Source organism: Aeromonas sp. Marseille-Q5825, assembly GCF_946892685.1.
GTDB lineage: Bacteria > Pseudomonadota > Gammaproteobacteria > Enterobacterales > Aeromonadaceae > Aeromonas > Aeromonas rivipollensis.
Genome location: NZ_CAMPOU010000007.1, coordinates 65847 through 89599, shown reverse-complemented (window position 1 = coordinate 89599; position 23753 = coordinate 65847). Strand labels below are relative to the sequence as shown.

Genomic DNA, 23753 nt, shown 5'->3' with positions numbered 1-23753 from the left:
ATACCCTCTGCCCCGTCGATTTAAAATGACAGGGTCGCCGGCTGAATGGTGGTGAAATCCTCCTGACCGGCAAAGAGGAAGGAGAAATCACTCTCGCACACCCGCTTCACCGCCGGATGCTGGATCATCCGCTCGGCAAAGATGACGTAGTACTCCTCCATCAGATCCTGGGTCTCCCCGATCAGCATCACCTCCTCTCCCTCCAGGATCTCCTCCCGATAGATGGTCGGTGCCATGAAGATACCCTGATTGAAGAAACCAAACGCCTTCATCAGGGCCGCATCATCGAATTCCCCCAGGATGCTGGGAGAGATGCCCTGCTGCTCGAACCACTGGGTCAGCTGGCGCCCCATGGCGGTACGACGGCCCGGAATGAGCAGCTTGCGCTCCTCGAGACAGGCAGGAAAAGGCTTTTCGGGCAGCGGCGCCTTGCAGAAGAAGCTGACGCCACAGCCTCCCAGCCGCTTGGAGAGCAGGCCGGCGTGCTGGCTGGAGTCCACCGGACAATCGGAGAGGATCATGTCTAGCTTGTGCTCGCTCAGTTGCTCCAGCAGCAGCTCGTGGGTCGATTCGAAACAGCGCAGGTGGATGGAGCCGTCGTTGGGGATGACGGAGAGCAGCACCCGGCTGGCGAGGCGCTTGGAGAGTGCATCGGCGATGCCGACGTCGAACAGGATCTGGCTCTCCTTGCGGTAGTTGACGATATCCAGCATCTCGTAGGAGAGGCTGAACATCTTGTCGGCATAGCGAAACACCAGCTGACCCAGTTCGGTGGCCTCAAGGGAACGCCCCTTGCGGATCAATAGCTTGCCGCCGAGACGCTGCTCCAGCAGTTTGATCTGACCGGTGACTGTCTGGGGAGTGAGGAAGAGGGCTTCCGCCGCCTGGGTGACGGAGCCCTTCTTCTGAGTCATCCAAAAATAGTAGAGATGGTTGTAATTAAGGTGTGACATCCGATGGGGTTCCCGCGCTGCGCGGGCTCCGGTAGCAGCTGAGTTCAACCGCCAGAATGTCATACATGTCGCTGATCGAGTCAACCTTGTTTGCGCCGAACTGCTCTTGCAGGGTCAGCTTGAGGCGGGCCGGATCCGGCATCCGCTCCCCGCAGTAGCGCTTGTGGGACTTCTTCACGCGCTCGCCGGCCCGGCTGCTCAGGGCCCGCTCGGTGAAGGTCTCACCGAACTGGGCCTTGGCCTGCTTGTCCCCCAGCATGAGGGCGCTGTCCACCACCCCATTGAGATAGGCCGAACAACTGGCCGACGCCGCATCCTGCTGGCAATCCGCCAGGCTATTCGCCCAGACTGCCGGGCTCGCCAGCATGACTAACCATCCGAGTCTTCTCATAACCCCTCCGTGCTTTGATTCGCCTCCCGATTGGGCAGCGATATCCGCAGGGCGATAAAACCGATCACGGCCGCCAGGGTGGATCCCACCAGGATCCCGAGGCGTGAGTAGCTGCCGTAGTCGAGTCCGCCATGCTCGAATGCCAGCGATGCGATGAACATCGACATGGTAAAGCCGATGCCACACAGGATGCTGACCGCAAAGATCTGCTTGAAGTTGACGCCGCTCGGCAGCTGGGCGATGCCGAGTTTCACCGACAGCCAGCTGATGGTGAAGATGCCGAGGGGTTTGCCGATGAAGAGCCCCAGTATGATGCCCATGGGCACCGGGCTGAGCAGATCCGACAGCTGGATCCCGTCGAGGGAGACCCCGGCGTTGGCAAAGGCAAACAACGGCAGTATCAGGTACGCACTCCAGGGGTGCAGCACATGCTCCAGGTGTTTGAGCGGCGAGGCATAGCGCTTGCCGGAGATAGGGATCATGAAGCCAACGATGACGCCGGCCAGGGTCGCATGGACGCCGGACTTGAGCACGGCAACCCAGAGCACCAAACCCACCAGCATGTAGAGGCCGATCCTGTCCTCACCGCGGCGGTTCATCCAGAGCAGAGTGAGGGTCGCCAGAATGCCGACCGCCAGTGCGGTCAGCGACAGCTGCTGGGTATAGAAGAGAGCGATGATGATGATGACCCCAAGGTCATCCATGATGGCCAGGGCCAGCAGGAATACCTTGAGGCTGGTCGGTACCCGCTTGCCGAGCAGCGCCATCACCCCGAGGGCGAAGGCGATGTCGGTTGCGGCCGGAATGGCCCAGCCGGCCCGGGTCACTTCGTCTTCGTAGTTGAAGAAGGCATAGATGAGCGCAGGGGCGAGCATGCCGCCCACGGCGGCGATGGCCGGGAAGGTGGCCTGCACCCGTGATGAGAGCGCCCCCTCCAGCATCTCACGCTTTACTTCCAGCCCGACCAGCAGGAAGAAGATCGCCATGAAGCCGTCGTTGATCCAGAGCAGCAGCGGCTTGTTGATGTCGAGGGCGGCAATGCGCACCTGTACCTGAGTATTGAGGAAGCTCTGATAGTGCTCCGCCAGGGCAGAGTTGGCCAGACCGATGGCCACCAGGGCGGCCAGGATCAGAATTATTCCGGAGGCTGACTCCAGTTTGAGAAATCGCTTGAACACATCGCTCATGGTCTAACTATCCATAAAATTGTACTTTTTCAGTCTAGGGGCCGAGTGAGTTAATGAAAAATCGTTTCTAACTGCCAATAACAACGGAAAAACCGAAGGCAAAATGAATCATGCCTGCTATAAGCACGTTTTACCCCGCCTTCATGAGCCCACGGAGCATTCTTTTTTTTGCATATTTATTCTGTTCAGCCATGAAAAAGGCGCCCGCAGGCGCCTTTCGAACAGATGGAATAACGTAATACTGCCACGCGGGGGATCCGCCGAGAGCCGCTAGCCATCACGGCGGATGCGGGATCAGATGGCGACAGGGGCCTTGATACCCGGATGGGGATCATAACCCTGGATCTCGAAGTCCTCGAACCGGTAGTCGAAGATGGAGTCAGGCTTGCGCTTGATCACCAGCTGCGGCAAGGGACGCGGCTCGCGGGAGAGCTGCAGCGCCGTCTGCTCCATGTGGTTGGAGTAGAGGTGCACGTCGCCACCGGTCCAGACGAAGTCGCCCACGGCCAGATCGCACTGCTGGGCCATCATGTGGGTCAGCAGGGCGTAGCTCGCGATGTTGAACGGCAGGCCGAGGAAGACGTCGCAACTGCGCTGATAGAGCTGGCAGGAGAGCTTGCCGTCTGCCACGTAGAACTGGAAGAAGGCGTGACAAGGGGCGAGCGCCATCTTGTCCAGCTCACCCACGTTCCAGGCGGAGACGATGATGCGACGCGAGTCCGGGTTGTGCTTGATGTCATCCACCGCCTTCTGGATCTGGTCGATGACGGCGCCATCGGCCGCCGGCCAGGAGCGCCACTGGGCACCGTAGACAGGGCCCAGATCGCCGTGCTCGTCGGCCCACTCGTCCCAGATGCTGACGCCGTGCTCTTTCAGGTAGGCGGTGTTGGTGTCGCCATTGAGGAACCAGAGCAGCTCGTGAATGATGGAGCGCAGGTGGCACTTCTTGGTGGTGACCAGCGGGAAGCCTTCCGCCAGATTGAAGCGCATCTGATGACCGAACAGGGAGACTGTCCCCGTGCCGGTGCGATCGGATTTGACGGTGCCTTCATCCAGGATCTTCTGCATCAGGTCGAGATAGGCCCTCATTGCTTTGCCTCCTTCGCCGCGTTGCCGAACAACTGCGGACGCTTGTAGGCGACCCAGATCATCAGGGCGCCGATGATGATCATCGGAGTGGAGAGGATCTGGCCCATGCTGATCTCCTGGAAGTAGAGACCGAGCTGGCTGTCAGGCTGGCGTACGAACTCCACCAGGAAGCGGAACAGGCCGTAGAACAGCAGGAACATGCCGGAGATGGCGCCCCGTGGCGGGTTCTTGCGCCAGAACAGGTTCAGGATGATGAAGAGCACCACACCTTCCAGGGCGAACTGGTAGAGCTGGGAGGGGTGACGCGGCTCGGGGCCGGCTTCCGGGAAGATGATGGCCCAGGGCACGTCTGTGACCCGACCCCACAGCTCGCCGTTCATGAAGTTGCCGATGCGGCCCACGCCGAGGCCGAACGGAATGAGCGGCGCCACGAAGTCCGCCACGGTGAAGAAGTGACGCTTGGTCTTGTGGGCAAACCAGATCATGGCGGTGATGACCCCGATCAGGCCGCCGTGGAACGACATGCCGCCGGTCCAGATCTTGAACAGGTAGGTGGGATCGGCCAGGAAGAGATCGAAGTTGTAGAACAGCACATAACCGACCCGACCGCCCAGGATCACCCCGAGGAAGCCGTAGAACAGCAGATCGGAGACCTCGTTGCGAGTCCAGCCACTGTTAGGCGCATCGGCGCGGCGGCCCGCAAGCCACATGGCAAAGGCGAAACCAAACAAATACATGAGACCATACCAGCGTACCGATAGTGGTCCCAAACTGAATGCTACGGGATCAATCTGCGAGAAAACCCAATATCCGTCGTGCTGCATGGCGCGGCCCCAGTCATAAGAAAAGCCGCATTCTCCGATCATTCGTCAGCAGGAACAAGACTGAATATCAATCGGGCAACTTGGTCTTGTGGCCCGCGCGCAGCAAACCGCCCAGACCGTGCTCTTCCAGGTAGCGGGCAAACAGGCCACGGAGCACGTGGGGATTGTCGTGCTTGAGGCCATCTGCCATCAGCGCCTTCAGCTCGCCGAGATCGGATTGACGCAGCACGTACTTGATGCGGGAGATGTTGTGGGTGTTCATGCTGAAACGGCGATAGCCCATGGCCAGCAGCAGCAGCACGCCGACCGGATCCCCGGCCAGTTCGCCACAGACCGAGACCGGCTTCTGGTAGCGATGGGAGGCATCGACCAGCAGTTGCAGGGCGCGGATCACCGCGGGATGGAAGGCGTCATAGATGCTGGCGACCCGGGCATTGTTGCGATCCACCGCCAGCAGATACTGGGTCAGGTCATTGCTGCCCACCGACCAGAAGTCGATGAGGGGGGCCATCTCCGGCAGGATGTAGAGGGCGGATGGCACCTCTATCATCACCCCGAGGCTGGGGTAGCGGATCATCGCATCGCGGCTCGCCGCCTCTTCCGACACTTCACGCCAGGCCTGATCCAGCAGCCGGCGGGAAGCCTTGATTTCACTGACGCTGCTGATCATCGGCAGCATGATGGCCAGATTGTCCAGCCCTTCGCTGGCGCGCAGCATGGCCTTGAGCTGCACCAGGAACAACTCGGGGTGATCCAGGGTGAGCCGGATCCCCCGCCAGCCAAGGAAGGGATTTTCCTCCACTATGGGGAAATAGGGCAATTGCTTGTCCCCCCCCACGTCCAGGGTGCGCATGCAGACCGGGCGATCCCGATAGGTCTCCAGGATCCCGCGATAGCGCGCCGTCTGCTCCCATTCGGAGGGGAAGCTGTCCTGCAGCATGAAGGGGATCTCGGTGCGATAGAGCCCGACCCCGTCCGCCAGATGGTTGAGGGAGATCTCGGTGTCGGCACTGAGGCCGGCGTTGAGCAGCAAGGAGACAGGAGTGCCGTCAGCCGTCTCCGAGGGTTGGTTGTCGACGCTGCGCACCAGAGTATCGAGCGCCCGCTCCTCGCTCAGCAGTTGCCGGTACTCGGTCAGGATCACCTGATTGGGCTCGATGAAGAGATCGCCGCTGTAACCGTCGACAACCAGGGTGCGACCACCTATGTCACCCAGGGGCAGATCCACCCCCATGATGGCCGCCACTCCCATGGCACGGGCCAGGATGGCGGCGTGGGAGTTGGTCCCACCCTTGAGCGACACCACGCCGCTCAGGAATTCCCGCGGAATCTCGGCGAGTATGGTGGCGGTCACCTCGTCGGCGACCAGCACCACCGGCTCCCCTATGGTGAGCTGCTCGGGTTCGTCCTGCACCAGACGGCTGATGAGCCGCTGGGCTATGTCTTTCACATCGGTGGAGCGCTCCCGCAGGTAGGGATCCTTCATCCCCTTGAACTGCTCGATCAGCCGATCGCTGATGATCTTGACCGCGGAGATGGCGGTCCAGTGCTCCTTGCCGACCTTGTTGCGGATGGGCTTGATGTAGCCGGGATCGTTCAGCAGGTGCAGATAGATGTCGAAGATGGCGACCGAATCCTGGCTGTAGCTCTCGCGAAAGCGCAGCGCCAGGCTCTCCAGATCGTGGCGCACCTCTTCCACCGCAAGCTCCAGTCGGGCCAGCTGCTTGCCGTGGTCCTCGTCTTTGCGCGGGGTGATGCTGTTGAGCGCCTTGCGCGGGCGCCACACCCAGGCCTTGGCGATGGCGATGCCACTGGCACCGGCGATGCCGCGCAGCGGCTTGCTCCAGTCGGTCTTCTGCAACCAGCCCTTGGCCTGGGCCTGGGCGATGCGCGCCGCCAGTTGCGCCGCCAGCGTGACCATGAAGGACTCTTCCCCCTCATCGAACAGCCGACTCTCTTTCTGCTGCACCACCAGAATGCCCACCACCTGGCGCTGGTGCATGATGGGGGCGCCGAGGAAGGAGCGAAACGCCTCTTCCGCGACATCGGGCAGGAACTTGAAACTGGGGTGAGAAGGCGCATCGGCCAGGTTGATCAGCTCTTCCCGCAGACCCACCAGACCGACGATACCCTGCTCGAACGGCAAGGTGGCCTTGCCCACCGCCGACTCGGCCAGGCCATCGGTGGCCGCCAGTCGATAGCGGCGCATGTCGGGCTCGGCGACATAAACGGAGCAGCAGTCCACCGTCATGGCGAGCCGGGTCTGGCTCACCAATGCTTGCAAGGCCTGTTCGAGGGTGTTGGCCTCGGCCATGCTCTCGACGATGCGTCTGAGTTCCGTCAGCAACTAATTGTGCTCCTTAGCGCGAGCGGTTGCGCCGCCCATCCTTTCGATTAACCTGCACCACCGGCACCGGCATGGCCAGCGGGGCAAACTCCTTCATCACCCGGCGGTAAACTTCCCGCTTGAAGGAGACGACCTGACGAACCGGGTACCAGAAGCTGACCCAACGCCAATCATCAAATTCCGGGTGACCATGACAGCCGAACTGGATCCTGGACTCTCTGCCAGGATCGAGCTGCAACAAAAACCATTTCTGCTTCTGGCCAATACAGACCGGTGAACTGTCCCAGCGAACGAGTCGTTTGGGTAAGCGATACTTCAGCCAGTTGCGACTGGTCGCCAGTATGGTCACATCCTCGGGCTTGAGGCCTATCTCCTCATACAGCTCACGATACATGGCCTGTTCCGGCGATTCACCATCATCAACTCCCCCCTGCGGAAACTGCCAGGAGTGCTGCCCATAGCGCTTAGCCCACAATACTTGCCCGTCACGGTTACAGATCACGATGCCGACATTGGGACGAAATCCGTCGCCATCTATCACGTGATCACCTTATAAAGGCTGAATCTATAAAGAGATTGTTCCACATTCACCCCGTGGCGGCAAACAGGGACTGTCATCTTCCACTCATGAATAACTTGGCATTTCAAGCAAAGTTATAAACAAACCGGAAGGACAAGCTCCGCAAGTTGCCCACCCAGACTGTGCATAAGCCTGTGATCAAGCGGGTATATACAGTAGTTTTATACTACGACTTCAAATCATGCCGTATCATACCCGATTCATATAAAAACAAAATATTCATTTAAATACATACAGTTAATATTTAAAGACTGGATCAAGATCCATGTCTTTTGCGCCCGAGGATCCTGGCTGTCAATTGTGAACAAGTTCGACTGTTCAAAGATCCACCAAGGCTAGTTTATCCACAAGGATGGCGCATTATCTGCACCGATATGGCGAGAAAAATCGGCGTGCTCTCACATTTATTTCTGATGCCGGGCCCTGTATCACCACTTTATGTCACTTATCCAAGATTTCTGTGGATAACTATGTGCAACAGCCAGGCCAAACCCTTGGACAACTCGCAGCAACCGGGATCCTCCCGTTATCCAGGCTGGAGAAAAAAGTCAAATTCCTTTAAAATCATTGCCATAGATTAAAATTCACGATCCTGCCCCCCCTGTGTATAGCCGGGCAAGGATCGGTTACAAAAACAGCGATCCTCTGTCAGGATCACACTTGTCCACCCCTTCTCGCCAACAGGAGCCCCTCATGCCCGACAACCCACAGTCAGAGCAGGAATTGCTGGCGCGCGCCTACGCCATGGCGGGCTTCACTCTGGCTCAGCTCGCAGCGACGGCCGGCATCCCGGTGCCACGGGATCTCCGGCGGGACAAGGGCTGGATCGGCCAGTTGATCGAGTGGCAGCTGGGGGCCAGCGCGGGTAGCCGACCGGAGCAGGACTTCCCCGATCTCGGCATAGAGCTCAAGACGATCCCGATCGATCCTCAGGGCAAACCGCTGGAAACCACCTTCGTCTGCGTCGCCCCCCTCATCGGGATCAGTGGCCAGCGCTGGGAGGAGTCCAATGTGCGCAACAAGCTGTCGCGGGTACTCTGGATCCCGGTGGAGGGCAGCCGCACCATCCCCGTCGGTGAGCGCCGGGTCGGCATGCCGTTGCTGTGGAGCCCGAACGAAGAAGAAGAGAGGTTGCTGCGTCAGGATTGGGAGGAGCTGATGGACATGATAGTGCTGGGGGAGGTGGAGCAGATCAGTGCCCGCCACGGCCAGGTCATGCAACTGCGCCCCAAGGCGGCCAACAGCAAGGCACTGACCCGCGCCATCGGCCGCAATGGCCAGCCGATCCAGACACTGCCAAGGGGCTTCTACCTCAAGATTGACTTCACTCACCAGTTGCTTCGGCGTCATTTCGCCCTGCCTGCCTGACGATTGCTATCAACATCCTTGTCATAAAGTGATATAAAAATGAACAGCACTACTTTCTTCGCAGTCAGTGACAAGGAGTCGATATGCCGATCAACAAGCAATTTCTCAAGTCCCGCCCCGAGGTCAAGGTGACCTTCGCAGTAGAAAAAGAGGCCGCAGGCGAGGCCGAACAGGTCTTGCTGCTGGGGGAGTTCAGCCAGTGGCAACCCATTGAATTGAAAAGAATGAAGAGCGGGGAGTTCAAGGCGACCCTCAACCTTCCCACCGATGGCCCCAGCCATTTCGAGTATTGCTACCAGCTGGTGCAGCCGGACGGGGAGACCCGTTATGACAACGACTGGGAAGCGGACGACTACGTGCCCGGCCCCTTCGGGCGCGACAACTCTGTGGTGCGGGTCAGCCAGTAGACGACGACCAGAACACTAACACCTCTGACCGATACCCGAATTACAGACACAAAAAAGGCTCGCCATTGGCGAGCCTTTTCACTACCTGTCGAGCTTTTCGCCGACATACCGACACCAATTCGAATCGAATTAGTTGAGCTTCTCTTTGATACGAGCAGCTTTGCCGGACAGGTTGCGCAGGTAGTACAGCTTGGCGCGGCGAACATCACCACGACGCTTCAGTTCTACACTGTGGATCAGCGGAGAGTGAGTCTGGAATACACGCTCAACACCTTCGCCGTTGGAGATCTTGCGAACGGTGAAAGCAGAGTGCAGACCGCGGTTACGCTTGGCAATGACGATGCCTTCGAAAGCCTGCAGACGCTCTTTACCACCTTCTTTAACACGAACTTGAACACGTACGGTGTCGCCCTGGGCAAAAGCCGGGATGTCGGTACGCAGTTGCTCTTGTTCAAGCTGCTGAATAATCTTGCTCATTGTCTTTCCTTACCTAGGATAAACTGAAAACTCTACTTAACGCTGTCACGCACTTCGCGGACATACTCGGCAAGAAGTGATTCTTGCTCGTCAGTCAGAGCTAGGTTGTTAATAAGTTCCGGCCTTCTCTGCCAGGTTCGTCCGAGCGACTGCTTGAGACGCCAGCGCCGAATCACTTCGTGATTGCCGCTTGTCAGCGCCTCGGGCACCGCCAATCCATCCAACAACTCCGGCCGAGTGTAGTGGGGATGATCCAGCAGGCCATCCGTGAAGGAGTCCTGCTCGGCACTGGCCTGATCGCCCAGGACCCCGGGGACCAGACGCGAAACCGCATCGATCAGGGTCATGGCAGGCAACTCGCCACCACTTAACACGTAATCCCCGATAGACCACTCTTCGTCGACTTCGGTTTGTATCACGCGTTCATCGATACCTTCGTATCGACCGGCGACCAGAATCAGTTTCTGATTCGTCGCCAACTCGGTTACGCCCGCTTGAGTCAGCTTGCGCCCCTGAGGAGAGAGATAGATGACTTTCGCCCCGTCTCCCGCCGCTTGCTTGGCTGCATGAATCGCATCACGCAGCGGCTGAACCATCATCAGCATCCCAGGCCCACCACCATAAGGACGATCATCGACCGTACGGTGCTTGTCGTGGGTGAAATCCCGAGGGTTCCAGCACTCAATCTGCAGCAGGCCACTCTTGACGGCCCGACCCGTTACCCCGTGCTCGGTAATGGCTCGGAACATTTCCGGGAAGAGGCTAATCACCCCAATCCACATAAGAAACCTCCGGCACCCGTGTTAGCGCGGGAAACTAGAAACCAGGATCCCAATCAACTTCGATTGTTCGAGCAGTCAGATCAATGTTCTTGATCACCTGCTCTTCCAGGAACGGGATCAGCCGCTCCTTTGCACCAAAGGCATCTTTTACATTGGCCTCAACCACCAACACATCGTTGGAGCCGGTTTCCATCAATTCGGTCACCTTGCCCAGGTCGTATCCCTTGGTGGTCATCACGGAGCAACCAATCAGGTCACGCCAGTAGAACTCACCTTCAGGCAACGCAGGCAACAGATCGGCGGCTACGCCAATCTCGACATTGGTCAATGCCAGGGCATCCTCGCGAACATCGATACCATCGAGTTTGCAGATCAGACCCTTGTTGTGACGCTTCCAGGCCGAAACCTGAATCTCACGCCACACCCCGTTCTGATTGATCAGCCAGGGGTTGTAATCGAAAATCGCTTCGGCAACATCGGTGAAGGAGTTCACTTTAAGCCAGCCCTTGATGCCGTAGACGGTACCCAGGGTGCCCAGAACTATAGGTTTTTCCACCTTAACTCCTTACCGTTTGGCTGATTAAGCAGCTTTTTTAGCGTCTTTGATCAGCTTGGCAACGCGGTCAGAAACAGCGGCACCAGTAGCAACCCAATGCTCGATACGAGCCAGGTCCAGGTTCAGCTTTTCAGCGTTACCAGCAGCAACCGGGTTGAAGAAACCAACGCGCTCGATGAAGCGACCGTCACGGGCGCAACGGCTGTCAGAAACTACTACCTGGTAGAACGGACGCTTTTTCGCGCCACCACGTTGTAAACGAATGGTTACCATATCGTCCTCATGAACATCTAATGAACAAGGCCTGCAAATACGCAGACCCTAGCTTAAAATAAGCCGCGTAATTCTACTTGGATTCGTAATAATTGCAACCAAGCCTGCTATTTTTTGCGCAGGAGCTGGCATGAAAAAGGCTCACCGAGGTGAGCCTTTTTGCCTGACAAGCAGGAACATCAGAACGGACCGCGTCCGCCACCACCGAATCCGGGCGGCAGCATGTTCTTCATCTGGCCCATCATCTTGCGCATGCCGCCCTTGCCGGACATCTTCTTCATCATGCGCTGCATCTCGGTGAACTGCTTGAGCAGCTTGTTCACGTCTTGCACCTGCATACCGGAACCCGCGGCGATGCGACGCTTGCGGGAGCCCTTGATGAGATCGGGATGGGCACGCTCCTTAGGCGTCATGGAGCTGATGATGGCCTCCATCCGCACTGTGATCTTGTCATCCATCTGATCTTTCACATTATCCGGCAGACCGGACATGCCGGGCAGCTTGTCGAGCATGCCCATCATGCCGCCCATGTTGCGCATCTGGGCCAGCTGTTCGCGGAAATCTTCCAGATCGAAGCCCTTGCCGCTCTTGACCTTGCTGGCCAGCTTGGCGGCTTTCTCCTTGTCGACGGTGCGTTCCACTTCCTCGATAAGCGACAGCACATCGCCCATGCCGAGGATACGGGACGCGAGTCGGTCCGGGTGGAAGGGCTCAAGGGCATCGGTCTTCTCGCCCATACCGATGAACTTGACCGGCTTGCCGGTGATGTGGCGCACCGACAGGGCGGCACCGCCGCGGGCGTCGCCGTCCGCCTTGGTGAGGATGACGCCGGTGAGCGGCAGCGCTTCGTTGAATGCCTTGGCGGTATTGGCGGCATCCTGACCTGTCATGGCATCCACCACGAACAGGGTCTCGACCGGCTTGATGGTGGCGTGAAGATCCTGGATCTCCGCCATCATCTCGGTGTCCACGTGCAGACGACCGGCGGTATCGACGATCACCACGTCATAGAACTTCTTGCGCGCCTGATCGATGGCGGCGGTGGCGATCGCCACCGGCTTCTGGGTCACATCGCTCGGGAAGAAATCGACAGAGATGTCGTTGGCCAGAGTCTCGAGCTGCTTGATCGCCGCGGGGCGATAGACGTCGGCACTGACGACCAGCACCTTCTTCTTGTGGCGCTCTTTGAGCAGCTTGGCGAGCTTGCCCACAGTCGTGGTCTTACCGGCCCCCTGCAGGCCCGCCATCAGTATGATGGCCGGCGGCTGGGCGGCCAGATTGAGCTGCTCGTTCGCCTCCCCCATGACGGAGACCAGCTCGCCATGCACTATCTTGATGAAGGCCTGGCCCGGGCTCAGGGACTTGGCCACTTCCTGGCCGACGGCACGTTCTTTCACGCGGGCAACGAAGTCACGCACCACCGGCAGGGCCACGTCCGCCTCGAGCAGCGCCATGCGCACTTCACGCAAGGTATCCTTGATGTTCTCTTCGGTCAGCCGGCCACGGCCACTGACATTGCGCAGGGTGCGCGAGAGTCGTTCAGTCAAATTCTCAAACATGACGCATTCCGATTCTTGGCGTAACAATGGGGGCATTATACCCCAGTCAGCACTGTGAGGACGATTACTCACCGCTTGCGGCGGTGACCCGCCATCGAATGAGCGGGTGTAACAAATGGAGGGCATTATACCCCAGTCAACGCCGGAGGACGATTATTCGCCGCACGGGGCCGTCAGCTGCTACTTATATATGGGCAGTTAGCCCCTGGCACAACTGGCGAGCATATCTTGTGCAAGGTATACTGCCCCTCTTATCCATAAAAGCTTGTTCGACAACGACCTGGTTATGATCGTGATCTCTGTTCTGGCCCTGGCGTTTTACCTGCTGGCCATCATCGCCTCTCTGCACCTGCTGCTCAGCGCCAAGCCCGTCGGGCAGGTGTCGCTGTTTGCCTGTGTCGGCCTGGCCCTGACCGCCCATGGCGTGGCGGTGGGAAGCGAGGTGCTGGCCACCCATTCCGGCCAGAATCTCAGCATGTTGAACGTCGCGTCCCTGGTCAGCCTCATCATCAGCTGTTTCATGACCTGCGTCACCCGCCGTTTCAACGGCTGGATCCTGCTGCCCGTGGTCTACAGCTTCTCGGCCTTGCTGCTCGCCGCCAGCGCCCTCATACCGGGTCGCTACATCACCCATCTGGAAGCTCATCCCCAACTGCTGCTGCACATAGGGCTCGCCTTGATGGCCTATTCGGTGCTGATGATCGCCTGCCTCTTTGCGCTCCAGCTTGCCTGCTTGGATCGGCAGCTAAAGTCCAGAAAGATCAGCCATCTGCCCGCCATGCCGCCCCTGATGACGGTAGAGAAGCGGCTGTTCCAGCTCATCTCCGCGGGCCTCTTGCTGCTGACGCTCTCCATCGCCTCGGGTCTGTTCTTCCTGGAAGACATGTTCGCCCAGGGCAAATCCCACAAGGCCATCCTCTCGATCCTGGCCTGGTGCGTCTATGCCTTGCTGCTGTGGGGTCACCACACCCGTGGCTGGCGTGGTCGCAAGGTCATCATGCTGAGCCTCATCGGCAGCGTCATCCTGACCCTGGCCTACTTTGGCAGCCGCTTCGTCAAGGAAGTCTTGCTGAGCTGACGGTTCAGCCACCCCAAAACCATCCCAACAGGAGCCCTTCTTGGACAGTATCTCAACGAGCACATTACTGATTGTTCTCGTTATTTTGATTGTTTTGTCAGCCTTCTTCTCCAGTTCTGAAACCGGTCTGATGTCCCTTAACCGCTACAAGTTGCGGCATCTGGCCCAAACCAAGCACAAGGCGGCCCGTCGGGTCGAAAAGCTGCTGGCCCGACCGGACCGCCTGCTTGGCCTCATCCTCATCGGCAACAACCTGGTCAACATCCTGGCCTCCGCCATCGCCACCATAGTCTGCATCCGGCTGTTCGGGGACATCGGCGTCGCCGTTGCCACCTTCGGCCTCACCCTGGTGGTGCTGATATTTGGGGAAGTCACCCCCAAGACACTGGCGGCCATGTTTCCCGAACGCATCGCCTACCCCGCCTCCTGGATCCTCAAGGGGCTGATGGTACCCTTCGCCCCCCTGGTCTGGCTCATCAACAGCATCACCAACCTCTTGCTCAAGTTGCTGCGGCTGGAACATCGCAAGGATGACTCCCTCAACACCGAAGAGCTGCGCACCATAGTCAACGAAGCGGGCAGCCTCATCCCCCAGCGCCATCAGGAGATGCTGATCAGCATTCTGGATCTGGACAAGATGACGGTGGAAAACATCATGGTGCCACGCAGCGAGATCTCTGCCATCGACATCAATGACGACTGGAAGAGCATATTGCGCCAGCTGGCTCACTGCGCCCATACCAAGATCCTGCTCTATCGCGACAATATCGACGACGTTGTCGGATTTTTACACTCTCGTGACGCCCTCAGGCTGGTCGCCAGAGACCAGTTCAGCAAGTCCAGTCTGCTGCGGGAAGTCGATCCCATCTACTTCATTCCACAGGGCACGCCGCTCAACGTGCAGCTGGCCAAGTTCCAGCGCAACAAGGAGAGGATCGGGCTGATTGTCGACGAGTATGGCGATATTCAGGGGCTGATCACCCTGGATGACATCCTGGAAGAGATAGTGGGCGACTTCACCACCTCCATGGCCCCGGCGCCGAGCGACGAGATCCACCCCCAGCCGGACGGCTCCTTCCTGGTGGAAGGCTCCGCCAGCATCCGCGAGCTGAACAAGGAGATGCACTGGCACCTGCCCATCGACGGCCCGCGCACCCTCAACGGGGTGATCCTGGAGTACCTGGAGGAGATCCCCCAGCCCAACATCAGCGTCAGGCTGGCGGGCTATCCCATCGAGATCCTCGAAGTCGAGAACAACATGGTGAAGATGGCGAGGATCATGCCACATCTCTACCGTAACGAGTCAGGTTACGAGGATTGAAAAAAGGCTGCCGATGGCAGCCTTTTTCGTCTCACTCGTTCTCGTCATCCGGCTCCAGCACCAGGGTCGGGATCAACTCGCCGAACACCTGCTGCAGCTCGTCGCGGTTGGCCAGCAAGTCTTGCAGCGTATAGCCGTCCATCACCGCCAGGAAGGCGTTCATCGCCTCCTTCAAGGCACTCTTGAGCAGACAGACAGAGACGATGTGGCACACCGGCGAGTTGCAGTCGATGCCGTCCAGATTACCTTCCAGCGCCCGGATCACCTGGCCTATGTTCACGCTCTCAGGGGAACAGGCCATGCGGATCCCGCCATTCTTGCCACGCTGGGACTGCAGATAACCCAGCTTCACCAGCTGGTTCACCACCTTCACCATGTGATTGCGAGAGACGTCATACAAGGCAGACACCTTGGCCACGCTCGACAACTCCCCCTCCGGCAAGGTGGCCAGATATAGCAGGGCTCTCAATCCAAAATCGGTATAACTTGTTAGTCTCATAGTGCCTGTGGCGCATAGCGCAAAGAATTGATGATTGATCCAGATCAATTAAACATTTAGGATGCAACTTATTAAGTGACATTCCAGATGTTCAATTAGAAAGGACCTCCTATGTTAGACCAAGCCACCATCGCCGTCATCAAGAGCACCATTCCTTTGCTCGAATCGACGGGGCCTGCCCTCACCCAGCACTTCTACCAGCGCATGTTCAACCACAACCCCGAGTTGAAGGATGTGTTCAACCTGGCCCATCAGCGCAGTGGCGGTCAGCCCCTGGCTCTGTTCAGTGCCGTGGCGGCCTACGCCAGGAATATCGACAACTTGGGGGCCCTGGCCGGAGCCGTGGAACGCATCGCCCACAAGCACACGGGTTTCCTGATCCAGCCGGAACAATATCACATTGTGGGTAGTCATCTCTTGGCCACGCTCAAAGAAATGGGTGGCAGTGCGGTGACGGACGAGGTGCTGGAGGCCTGGGGCAAGGCCTATGGCGTGCTGGCCGACATCTTCATAGGTCGGGAGGGCGAGCTCTACCGGGAGAAGGCGAGCGAGCTCGGTGGTTGGCAAGGGGCCCGCCCCTTCCTCATCAAGGAGAAGCGCCAGGAGAGCGAGCTTGTCACCTCCTTCGTGCTGGCGCCCGTCGACGGCAAGCCCGTGCTGCGCTTCAAGCCGGGGCAATATATCAGCATCAGGCTCAATCACCCGTCGCTGGCGCATCAGGAGATCCGTCAATACTCCCTCTCCGATGCCCCCAATGGCCACGACTACCGCATCAGCGTCAAGCGCGAGCCCCAGGGCCAGGCCTCCAACCTGCTGCATGACAAGCTTCATGTCGGTGACGAGGTGGCGCTGATGCCGCCGGCGGGGGACTTCTTCCTGCAGACCGAGACGGCCACCCCAGTGGTGCTGCTCTCCGCCGGGGTGGGCCTGACCCCCATGCTGAGCATGCTCAACCAGTTGCTGGCCGAACAAGCGGGAACTGAAATCCGCTGGCTCCATGCCTGCGAGCATGGCACCCAGCACGCCTTCAAGGATGAGATCCAGGCCAAGAGCCGCCAGCACGCCAGCTTGCAGAGCCGGGTCTGGTACAGGGTGCCTGCCGAGCAGGACGTGCAGGGGAAGGACTACGACTTCAGCGGCACCATGGCGCTGGAACAGGTCACGGACCTCATCCCGGCCAACGCCCACTACTACTTCTGCGGTCCTCTGGGCTTCATGAAAGCGATCAAGACCCAGTTGCTGGCCCTGAGCGTCCCCGCAGACAGAATGCACTACGAGGTATTCGGCCCCCATCAGGATCTCTGATCCCGCCTCCTGCCCGGGGAAATGCACAAGGCCCACGAACGCAGGTTCGTGGGCCTTGTTGTATCCAGTGACCTGGCTTGCCGAGCCTAGTGCATCGCCTTGGCGCGGGCGATGGCATTGGCGGGCATGCGATTACCGAGCCGGCTCAGCAAACTCGCGGCCTTCTGGTGGGTCACCTTGTCGCCGATGACGGCGCCGTGCAGCCAATGATAGGCCTCTTCGTAATCCAGCGGACTGCCCATGCCCTGCAGCAGCATCTCGACCCACTCTATCTGGGCCCGCTGGAAACCCAGGCTGGCGGCCTCCCGCATCAGGGTCTCGGCCCGCACCAGATCCTTCTGGACCAGGATGCCTTTCCAGTAATAGCGCCCCAGCTGCTCCAGTGCCGGGGCCAGGCCCTGATTGGCCGCCTCCCACATGTATTGCACGCCGACCTGAGCGTCCGGCTTGATGCAGACGCCCCAGGCCAGCATGTCCCCCCACAGGAACTGATAGGCCGGAATCTTCATCACAGAGGCGCGCGCCTCTATGTCCTGGGTCAGCTGGCACCTGTCCTGCTTCACCCGGGTCAGATGACGTCCCTGCTCTATCCAGTTGAGCAGTTCGTCCTGGCGATAGAGCGGCACCGCCTGCAGATCTCCGGTGACCAGGGAGCCAGGGTTCACCGCCTTGGGCAGCGGTGCAGCCGCAGGGGCTGATGCCACGGGGGCGGGTGCGGCAAGGGTCGACAGCACAGGGACCGGATCAGCCGCCGGCACCGCGGTTGACGGTACAGCTGCGGTGGCCGGGGTCGCTGACGCAACCGGCACTGGTGCGCTCGATGGCAAGACCGACGAGGGCACCGGGAAGGAGGTGGCCGCCACCGACTGGGTTGGCGTGGCCGCGGATACCGGCTCGGCCCCCTGCAAGGGGAGGCTGCACAGACCGACGAGGCCGATGAGGGTACTGGGTTTCATCATAGGGATCTCCTGCTGCCCTCTTTATCGGCAGCCGGGTCCATCTCCTTAGTCCGCCATGGCAAACCCCGGAAATGACAAAGGGGAGCCTGGGCTCCCCTCATGATCGACGCTGCGGCTTATTTGACGAAGTCGACACCCAGCTGGATATCGGCCTTCAGGGTAGCCAGCATGCTGTCCATGGACTCTTGCTCGAAGGCGCTCAGCTTGCCGTAGTCCAGCACGCTCTCGACACCGTTCTTGCCCAGCAGTACCGGCTGCGCGAAGAAGGTGGCGTGCTCGCCATTGCCTTCCACATAGGCGCACTCGATGACGTTGGCTTCGCCCTGCAGACCCTTGATGAGGGACAGGCCGAAGCGGCAGGCCGCCTGACCCATGGAGAGAGTGGCAGAACCGCCACCGGCCTTGGCTTCCACCACTTCGGTACCGGCATTCTGGATGCGCTTGGTCATGGCAGCCGCTTCTTCTGCGGTGAAGCTGGCCCCTTCGATCTGGGACAGCAGCGGCAGAATGGTCACGCCACTGTGGCCACCGATCACGTTGACGCGGATCTTGTCGATGTTCAGGCCCTTGGCCTCGGCCACGAAGGTCTCGCCACGGATGACGTCCAGGGTGGTCACGCCGAACAGGCGACGCTTGTCATAGACACCGGCCTTCTTCAACACTTCGGCGGCGATGGCGACCGTGGTGTTGACCGGGTTGGTGATGATGCCGATCAGTGCCTTGGGGCAGGTAACGGCACACTTCTCCACCAGGTTCTTGACGATACCGGCGTTGATGTTGAACAGATCGGAACGATCCATGCCGGGCTTGCGCGCCACGCCGGCAGAGATCAGCACGACATCGGCGCCGACCAGAGCAGGGCTCGGATCTTCACCGCAGAAACCTTTTACTTTCACGTCAGTCGGGATATGGCTCAGGTCCGCCGCCACGCCCGGAGTGACCGGGGCAATATCATACAGGCTCAATTCGGAACCGGCAGGCAGGCGATTTTTCAACAGCAGAGCAAGGGCTTGGCCGATGCCACCGGCGGCACCCAGAACGGCAACTTTCATGATCAACTCCATGTCTAAGCGTAGGTTTAAGGTTGTTTCTAGTTGGGTTAACGCTGTTTCTTATTGTGCGCCTCACCTTAAAGGATCCCCTGCTAAAAAACAATCTGATAACAGTTGTAATCACGGGTTCTGTGAGCCAGGGAACAAGCGGCGACGAAAGCGGAGAGGAATATGCGATAAATGGGAGGAAAGACACAGATTTCCTGTGCCTCCCTCACCATTAAGAGGTAAATACGACTGCTTCAGGACTGGAATGCCAGTGCTCGCTTCTCGCACCAGCGGAAACCAATTGTTAACAATCCATTCATGGTCAGGTAGAGGCCACCGGCCACGGTGAACACCGCCAGGGTGTCATAGGTCTGGGCGTTGAGACGCTGGGCCAGCCCCATGATGTCCATGATGGTGATGGTACTGGCGAGGGAACTGCCCTTGAGCACCAGGATCACCTCGTTGGAGTAGGCAGGCACCAGTCGACGGGCGGCGTGACGCGCCTTCATCCACAGGGTCTGCCCTGCCGAGAAACCGAGCGCCCGGCAGGCTTCCACCTCGCCGGCGGGGATGGCATCGAGCGCCCCCTTGAACAGCCGGGTGGAATAAGCCGCGGTATTGAAGCCCAGCGCCAGCACGGCGCAGAACCAGGGCTGCTTGAGCAGCGGCCAGAGCGGCCCTGCCTTGAGCCACTCGAACTGACCCGGCCCGTAGTAGATGAGGAAGATCTGGATGAGCAGAGGCGTGCCGGTGAAGATCAGCACCCACAGCTGCACCAGCTGGGTCGCCACCGGAATGCGGCGCTCCAGCACCCAGGTCATGCCAGCCGCCAGCAGCACGCCGAGCAGCAGGCTGAGCGCGGTGAGCTGCAGGGTGATGGCCAGCCCCCCCAGCAGGGTCATCAGGTAATCCTGCATGATCAGCCTCCGTAACGGCGGGTATAGTTGGCAGCCTGCTTGAGGCCGAACTCGCTCACCAGGCTGATGGCCAGGTAGATGAGGGCCGCAGCGGCATACCAGGTGAAGGGTTCATAGGTGCTGGCCGAAGCCATCTGAGCCTGGCGCATCATCTCGTTCACCCCGATGAGGGAGACCAGGGCAGTGTCTTTCAGCAACACCAGCCACTGGTTGCCGAGCCCCGGCAAGGCATGGCGCCAGGCTTGGGGCAGCACGATGCGAAAGAAGATGTGGCTCTTGCCAAGGCCCAGCGCCAGCGCCGCCAGCCGCTGCCCGGCGGGCACCGCATTGAGCGCCGCCCGCAGGGTCTGGGTCGCATAGCTCGCGAACAGCAGGGAGAGCGCCAGCACGCCGCAGGCGAAGGGGCTGAACTCCACGTACTCGCCGGTGATGAGGAAGAGCACCTGGGTCGAGCCGAAGTAGATGAACAGCACCACCAGCAGCTCGGGCAAACCACGAATGAGCGTGGTCAGCGTGGCCACAGGCCACACCAGCCAACTGCGCTTGCTGAGCTCGGCGGCGCTGAACGCCAGCGCAAGCGCCATGCCCCCGACCAGTGATGCCAAGGCCAGCCCCAGGGTCATCCAGGCTGCATCCAACAACAGGCTCAGCATGGCTTACTGCGCGAAGTACTTGTCATAGATCTTCTGATAGGTGCCGTTGGCCTTGATCTCGGCCAGCCCCTTATTCAGCTGAGTCAGCAGTTCCTGGTTGCCCTTGGCCACTGCGATGCCAAAGCCGGTACCGAAGTACTTGGCGTCGGTCACCGGCGTGCCGATGACAGCGTACTCCTTGTGCTGCTTGAGCCAGTCGGCGGCGACGGCGGTGTCGGCGAAGACGCCGTCGGTGCGACCGTTCATCATGTCGAGGAAGGCGCTCTGGTAGCTGGCGTAGGGCACGGTCAGCAGACCCTTGCTCACCCAGTTGTCCACCAGGTAGGACTGGTGGGAGGTGCCGTTCTGCACGCCGACCGTCTTGTCCACCAGCTCTTCAGGCCCCTTGAAGGCACCCTTCTTGGCCACGAAGACCGCCGAGTTCTCGTAATAGATGTCGGAGAAGTCGACCTGGGCGGCCCGCTCCGGGGTCACGTCCATGGCGGCGATGACGGCGTCATAGCGACGGAACTTGAGGCTGGGGATCAGGCTGTCGAAGGCCTGGTTATGGAAGCTGCACTCCAGCTTGGCCTGCTCGCAGACGGCGCGAGCCAGATCGATGTCAAAGCCCTGGAATTCGTTCTTGTCATCCAGGTATTCGAACGGCGCATAGGTGGCCTCGGTGGCGAACTTGATCTCCTTGGCCAGCACCGAGGTGCTCAGCAGACCCATGGCAGCAACCAGCAACAGACTCTTTTTCATGACAGCTTCCTTATCGATTCAGTATCAATGCATCAAGAATTCGGCAAACCGGCTGGTTTGCGGAGATTGGAAGATGGCGGCGGTGCCGGATTCGATGATCCGCCCCTTCTCCAGATAAATCACCTGACTGGCCACCTTGCGGGCGAATTCCACCTCGTGGGTCACCACCACCTGAGTGATGCCGGTCTGGCTCAGGGTGCGGATGATCTCCGCCACCTCTTTGGTTATTTCAGGATCGAGCGCCGCGGTCGGTTCATCGAACAGCAGCACCTGGGGATCCATCATCAGGGTACGGGCTATGGCCACCCGCTGCTGCTGACCACCGGAGAGGCGCGCAGGCCAGGCATCCCGCTTGTCGGCCAGCTGCAACTGGGCCAACAGGTAGGCGCCCTTCTCGATGGCGGCCTCGCGGCTCATGCCCAGCACCTTGACGGGGGCTTCAATCAGGTTCTCCATCACGGTGAGATGGGGCCACAGATTGTACTGCTGGAACACCATGCCCACCTTGCGGCGCAAGGCCTGGGCCTGACGGTTGAATTCCGCGGCAGAGAGGCTGGACGGGAAAGAAAATTCACTGTCCGCTATGCGCAGCACACCCGCATCCGGGGTGTCCAGCAGGTTCATCATCCGCAGCAGCGAACTCTTGCCCGCACCGCTCGGGCCCAGCAATACCAGGGTCTCGCCGGGTGCGGTCCGGAAGCTGACCTGTTGCAGTACCGGCACCTTGTGCCAGGATTTTTCGATGCCGATTAATTCGATACCCATACAGCCCAATTGAATAAGTTTTCAAAATTTCGTCCTGATTCTAGCGCCAGCATAAGTTGATGCAAGCTATATTTGAATCAATATGCAGAACAAGCGCCGCTTCCTTGCCAAAACAGGCATATGAATGCAAAATAGCAGCGCTGTTCGTATCTGCCGCCTGAGCGTGACAGGCGGTCACCTCCCTCATTCGTGAGTCCAAGATGAAACATAACGACAAGCAAGAAAAACTGGCCAAGGCCTTTAAAGCCTTGCTGAAAGAGGAGCGCTTTGGCTCCCAGGCAGAGATAGTCACTGCCCTGCAAGAGATGGGCTTTGAGAACATCAACCAGTCCAAGGTCTCGCGCATGCTGAGCCGCTTCGGCGCCGTTCGCACCCGCAACGCCAAGATGGAGATGGTCTACTGCCTGCCGGTGGAGCTGGGTGTGCCCACCACCTCCAGCCCGCTCAAGAATCTGGTACTGGATGTCGACCACAACGGTGCCCTGGTAGTGATCCACACCAGCCCGGGTGCGGCCCAGCTCATCGCCCGCCTGCTCGACTCCCTCGGCAAGGCCGAAGGTATCCTCGGCACCATAGCCGGTGATGACACCATCTTCATCACCCCGACCAGCGACACCGACATCGAAGAGCTCTACCTCTCCGCCCTCGAGCTGTTCGAACAGACCCCCTGATCCGGTCGCGCTCGCGCCACCTGAACGAAAAATCCCGGCCAAGGCCGGGATTTTTGTTTCTGCGCGTTCGGCAAGTCGTTACTTACCTTGGGCGACCAGAAAATCGATGGAGGGGGCGAAGAAGGCGGCCCCTGTCACCGCCCTGGTGAAGCGCAGCAGGTGATCGAAGTGGCTGCCCTCCCCCTTGTACATGCTGGCCAGCATGGCATTGAAGTGCAGCGGAGTGCGGCAGCAGGAGATGAAGTAGAGCCCCTGCTCGGTCATGGTGCCCCAGGGCATGCTCTGGCGCAGTATCTCCATGGACTCTCCCTTCGGGGTCTTGAGGTTGACCCGCTTGATGTGGGAGGTCAGCGGCTTGTCGGCCGACTCGTACTCGATGTTGTCTGCCTTGGTACGGCCAATGATGTCTTCCTGCTCCTTCAGGGCCAGCTTCTCCCAGTCGCTCATGGCATGCACCCAGCGCTGGACATGGACATAGGATCCGCCGGCAAACTCGCCCCCCTCCAGCAGCGCCACCTCGGCCCTGTGCTCATCCTGGGGGTTCTCGGTGCCGTCGACGAAACCGGTCAGATCCCGGCAATCCAGATTGCGGAAACCACGCACCTCTTCGGCCAGCGCCACCAGGCTGGCCAGCAGCGCCATCACCCGCTGCCCGGCGTGATGGAGCACGTCGACCCGATCCGCGCGCAGCTGCACGAAGAGATCGAACGGGGTATTCGGGGCCTCCTGGCCGTTGGCAGACTGCGCCATAAAGCCACGGAACTGGGGCGGACGGGCGGCAGGGTAGATGGCATCCCAGCCCTCGGCGCCGACGGCGACCAGACCGCTGAAACCGGCGTCGGGGAAATCGGCACTCACCGCATCCCACAGAACCGGCAGCTTGGCCAGACGGGCCGCCAGCTCGGCACCGTCACCGGTGCGATTGAACATCAGATAGAGGGCATGCAGATTCGGCTCTGCGCAGATCCCGGCTTGGGCTTTCATTTCTCTCTCCAAAGACATTGGCTATGG

26 protein-coding genes are annotated in these 23753 nt (G+C 59.6%); 6 read left to right on the top strand and 20 right to left on the bottom strand.

Annotation, left to right across the window (positions count from 1 at the left end):
- Window positions 1-20: 20 nt before the first annotated feature.
- The 7 genes from nhaR to rppH all read right to left on the bottom strand — a co-directional run bounded on the left by nhaR (window position 21) and on the right by rppH (window position 7332).
- Window positions 21-953: a transcriptional activator NhaR gene (gene nhaR, locus OC537_RS18580; protein WP_005332358.1), complete on the bottom strand. Its 933-nt coding sequence runs from the start codon at window positions 951-953 to the stop codon at window positions 21-23.
- On the bottom strand, window positions 940-1320 hold the full coding sequence (locus tag OC537_RS18575) for a hypothetical protein (protein ID WP_205599294.1): 381 nt from the start codon (window positions 1318-1320) through the stop codon (window positions 940-942). The genes nhaR and OC537_RS18575 overlap by 14 nt, the downstream gene beginning before the upstream one ends.
- A 20-nt stretch (window positions 1321-1340) precedes the next feature.
- Window positions 1341-2531, bottom strand: a complete 1191-nt coding sequence (nhaA, locus tag OC537_RS18570; RefSeq protein ID WP_111913477.1) for a Na+/H+ antiporter NhaA — start codon at window positions 2529-2531, stop codon at window positions 1341-1343.
- Between the two features lie 294 nt (window positions 2532-2825).
- Complete coding sequence (gene thyA / locus OC537_RS18565) at window positions 2826-3620, bottom strand: thymidylate synthase (protein WP_111913475.1); 795 nt, start codon at window positions 3618-3620, stop codon at window positions 2826-2828.
- Window positions 3617-4444 carry a prolipoprotein diacylglyceryl transferase gene (lgt, locus tag OC537_RS18560; RefSeq protein WP_111913495.1) on the bottom strand — a complete coding sequence of 276 codons (828 nt, stop codon included), beginning with the start codon at window positions 4442-4444 and terminating at the stop codon, window positions 3617-3619. The genes thyA and lgt overlap by 4 nt, the downstream gene beginning before the upstream one ends.
- Before the next feature lie 67 nt (window positions 4445-4511).
- Complete coding sequence (gene ptsP / locus OC537_RS18555) at window positions 4512-6791, bottom strand: phosphoenolpyruvate--protein phosphotransferase (protein WP_262113475.1); 2280 nt, start codon at window positions 6789-6791, stop codon at window positions 4512-4514.
- 13 nt (window positions 6792-6804) lie between these two features.
- Complete coding sequence (rppH, locus tag OC537_RS18550; protein WP_106884997.1) at window positions 6805-7332, bottom strand: RNA pyrophosphohydrolase; 528 nt, start codon at window positions 7330-7332, stop codon at window positions 6805-6807.
- Between the two features lie 732 nt (window positions 7333-8064).
- Between rppH and mutH the strand changes: the two genes are divergently transcribed.
- Window positions 8065-8739 (top strand): DNA mismatch repair endonuclease MutH, encoded by a 675-nt coding sequence (mutH, locus tag OC537_RS18545; protein WP_163149523.1) that lies wholly within the window; start codon window positions 8065-8067, stop codon window positions 8737-8739.
- An 83-nt stretch (window positions 8740-8822) separates the two neighbouring features.
- Window positions 8823-9146, top strand: a complete 324-nt coding sequence (locus OC537_RS18540; protein WP_005332348.1) for an isoamylase early set domain-containing protein — start codon at window positions 8823-8825, stop codon at window positions 9144-9146.
- Window positions 9147-9275: 129 nt separating this feature from the next.
- On the opposite strand, the gene rplS is transcribed toward OC537_RS18540, so the two are convergent.
- The 5 genes from rplS to ffh all read right to left on the bottom strand — a co-directional run bounded on the left by rplS (window position 9276) and on the right by ffh (window position 12793).
- A complete protein-coding gene (rplS, locus tag OC537_RS18535; RefSeq protein ID WP_005313505.1) occupies window positions 9276-9623 on the bottom strand; it encodes a 50S ribosomal protein L19 in 348 nt (115 codons plus the stop codon).
- Window positions 9624-9655: 32 nt separating this feature from the next.
- Window positions 9656-10405 carry a tRNA (guanosine(37)-N1)-methyltransferase TrmD gene (trmD, locus tag OC537_RS18530; RefSeq protein WP_011704631.1) on the bottom strand — a complete coding sequence of 250 codons (750 nt, stop codon included), beginning with the start codon at window positions 10403-10405 and terminating at the stop codon, window positions 9656-9658.
- 34 nt (window positions 10406-10439) lie between these two features.
- Window positions 10440-10961, bottom strand: coding sequence for a ribosome maturation factor RimM (rimM, locus tag OC537_RS18525; RefSeq protein WP_005332346.1), 522 nt, complete (start codon window positions 10959-10961; stop codon window positions 10440-10442).
- Window positions 10962-10985: 24 nt separating this feature from the next.
- Window positions 10986-11234 (bottom strand): 30S ribosomal protein S16, encoded by a 249-nt coding sequence (gene rpsP / locus OC537_RS18520; RefSeq protein WP_025325696.1) that lies wholly within the window; start codon window positions 11232-11234, stop codon window positions 10986-10988.
- Window positions 11235-11413: 179 nt separating this feature from the next.
- On the bottom strand, window positions 11414-12793 hold the full coding sequence (ffh, locus tag OC537_RS18515; protein ID WP_139436841.1) for a signal recognition particle protein: 1380 nt from the start codon (window positions 12791-12793) through the stop codon (window positions 11414-11416).
- Between the two features lie 286 nt (window positions 12794-13079).
- Here ffh and OC537_RS18510 point away from each other — a divergent pair, with 286 nt between their 5' ends.
- Together OC537_RS18510 and OC537_RS18505 are read left to right on the top strand one after the other, a co-directional pair.
- Entirely contained in the window at window positions 13080-13871 is a 792-nt protein-coding gene (locus OC537_RS18510) for an inner membrane protein YpjD (protein ID WP_041204421.1), read from the top strand.
- Between the two features lie 40 nt (window positions 13872-13911).
- Window positions 13912-15192: an HlyC/CorC family transporter gene (locus OC537_RS18505; protein ID WP_262113462.1), complete on the top strand. Its 1281-nt coding sequence runs from the start codon at window positions 13912-13914 to the stop codon at window positions 15190-15192.
- 31 nt (window positions 15193-15223) lie between these two features.
- Here OC537_RS18505 and OC537_RS18500 read toward each other — a convergent pair whose 3' ends face one another.
- Window positions 15224-15691 carry an Rrf2 family transcriptional regulator gene (locus OC537_RS18500; protein ID WP_106885000.1) on the bottom strand — a complete coding sequence of 156 codons (468 nt, stop codon included), beginning with the start codon at window positions 15689-15691 and terminating at the stop codon, window positions 15224-15226.
- 111 nt (window positions 15692-15802) lie between these two features.
- Here OC537_RS18500 and hmpA point away from each other — a divergent pair, with 111 nt between their 5' ends.
- A complete protein-coding gene (gene hmpA / locus OC537_RS18495) occupies window positions 15803-16996 on the top strand; it encodes an NO-inducible flavohemoprotein (protein WP_262113461.1) in 1194 nt (397 codons plus the stop codon).
- A gap of 86 nt (window positions 16997-17082) precedes the next feature.
- On the opposite strand, the gene OC537_RS18490 is transcribed toward hmpA, so the two are convergent.
- The 6 genes from OC537_RS18490 to OC537_RS18465 form a co-directional block, all read right to left on the bottom strand.
- Window positions 17083-17673 carry a tetratricopeptide repeat protein gene (locus OC537_RS18490; RefSeq protein ID WP_262113795.1) on the bottom strand — a complete coding sequence of 197 codons (591 nt, stop codon included), beginning with the start codon at window positions 17671-17673 and terminating at the stop codon, window positions 17083-17085.
- A gap of 398 nt (window positions 17674-18071) precedes the next feature.
- Window positions 18072-19007, bottom strand: a complete 936-nt coding sequence (mdh, locus tag OC537_RS18485) for a malate dehydrogenase (protein ID WP_111912157.1) — start codon at window positions 19005-19007, stop codon at window positions 18072-18074.
- 242 nt (window positions 19008-19249) lie between these two features.
- Window positions 19250-19912, bottom strand: coding sequence for an arginine ABC transporter permease ArtM (artM, locus tag OC537_RS18480; protein WP_139743708.1), 663 nt, complete (start codon window positions 19910-19912; stop codon window positions 19250-19252).
- Window positions 19913-19914: 2 nt separating this feature from the next.
- A complete protein-coding gene (gene artQ, locus OC537_RS18475; RefSeq protein WP_171275409.1) occupies window positions 19915-20565 on the bottom strand; it encodes an arginine ABC transporter permease ArtQ in 651 nt (216 codons plus the stop codon).
- A gap of 3 nt (window positions 20566-20568) precedes the next feature.
- Window positions 20569-21306, bottom strand: coding sequence for a transporter substrate-binding domain-containing protein (locus OC537_RS18470; protein ID WP_025325686.1), 738 nt, complete (start codon window positions 21304-21306; stop codon window positions 20569-20571).
- Window positions 21307-21330: 24 nt separating this feature from the next.
- Complete coding sequence (locus tag OC537_RS18465) at window positions 21331-22071, bottom strand: ATP-binding cassette domain-containing protein (RefSeq protein WP_163135598.1); 741 nt, start codon at window positions 22069-22071, stop codon at window positions 21331-21333.
- A 200-nt stretch (window positions 22072-22271) separates the two neighbouring features.
- Here OC537_RS18465 and argR point away from each other — a divergent pair, with 200 nt between their 5' ends.
- The gene (gene argR / locus OC537_RS18460) at window positions 22272-22742 is read left to right on the top strand and encodes a transcriptional regulator ArgR (RefSeq protein WP_005308670.1); all 471 of its coding nucleotides are present in this window, start codon (window positions 22272-22274) and stop codon (window positions 22740-22742) included.
- Window positions 22743-22820: 78 nt separating this feature from the next.
- Here argR and OC537_RS18455 read toward each other — a convergent pair whose 3' ends face one another.
- Entirely contained in the window at window positions 22821-23726 is a 906-nt protein-coding gene (locus OC537_RS18455) for a Dyp-type peroxidase (protein WP_262113455.1), read from the bottom strand.
- Window positions 23727-23753 lie beyond the last annotated feature (27 nt).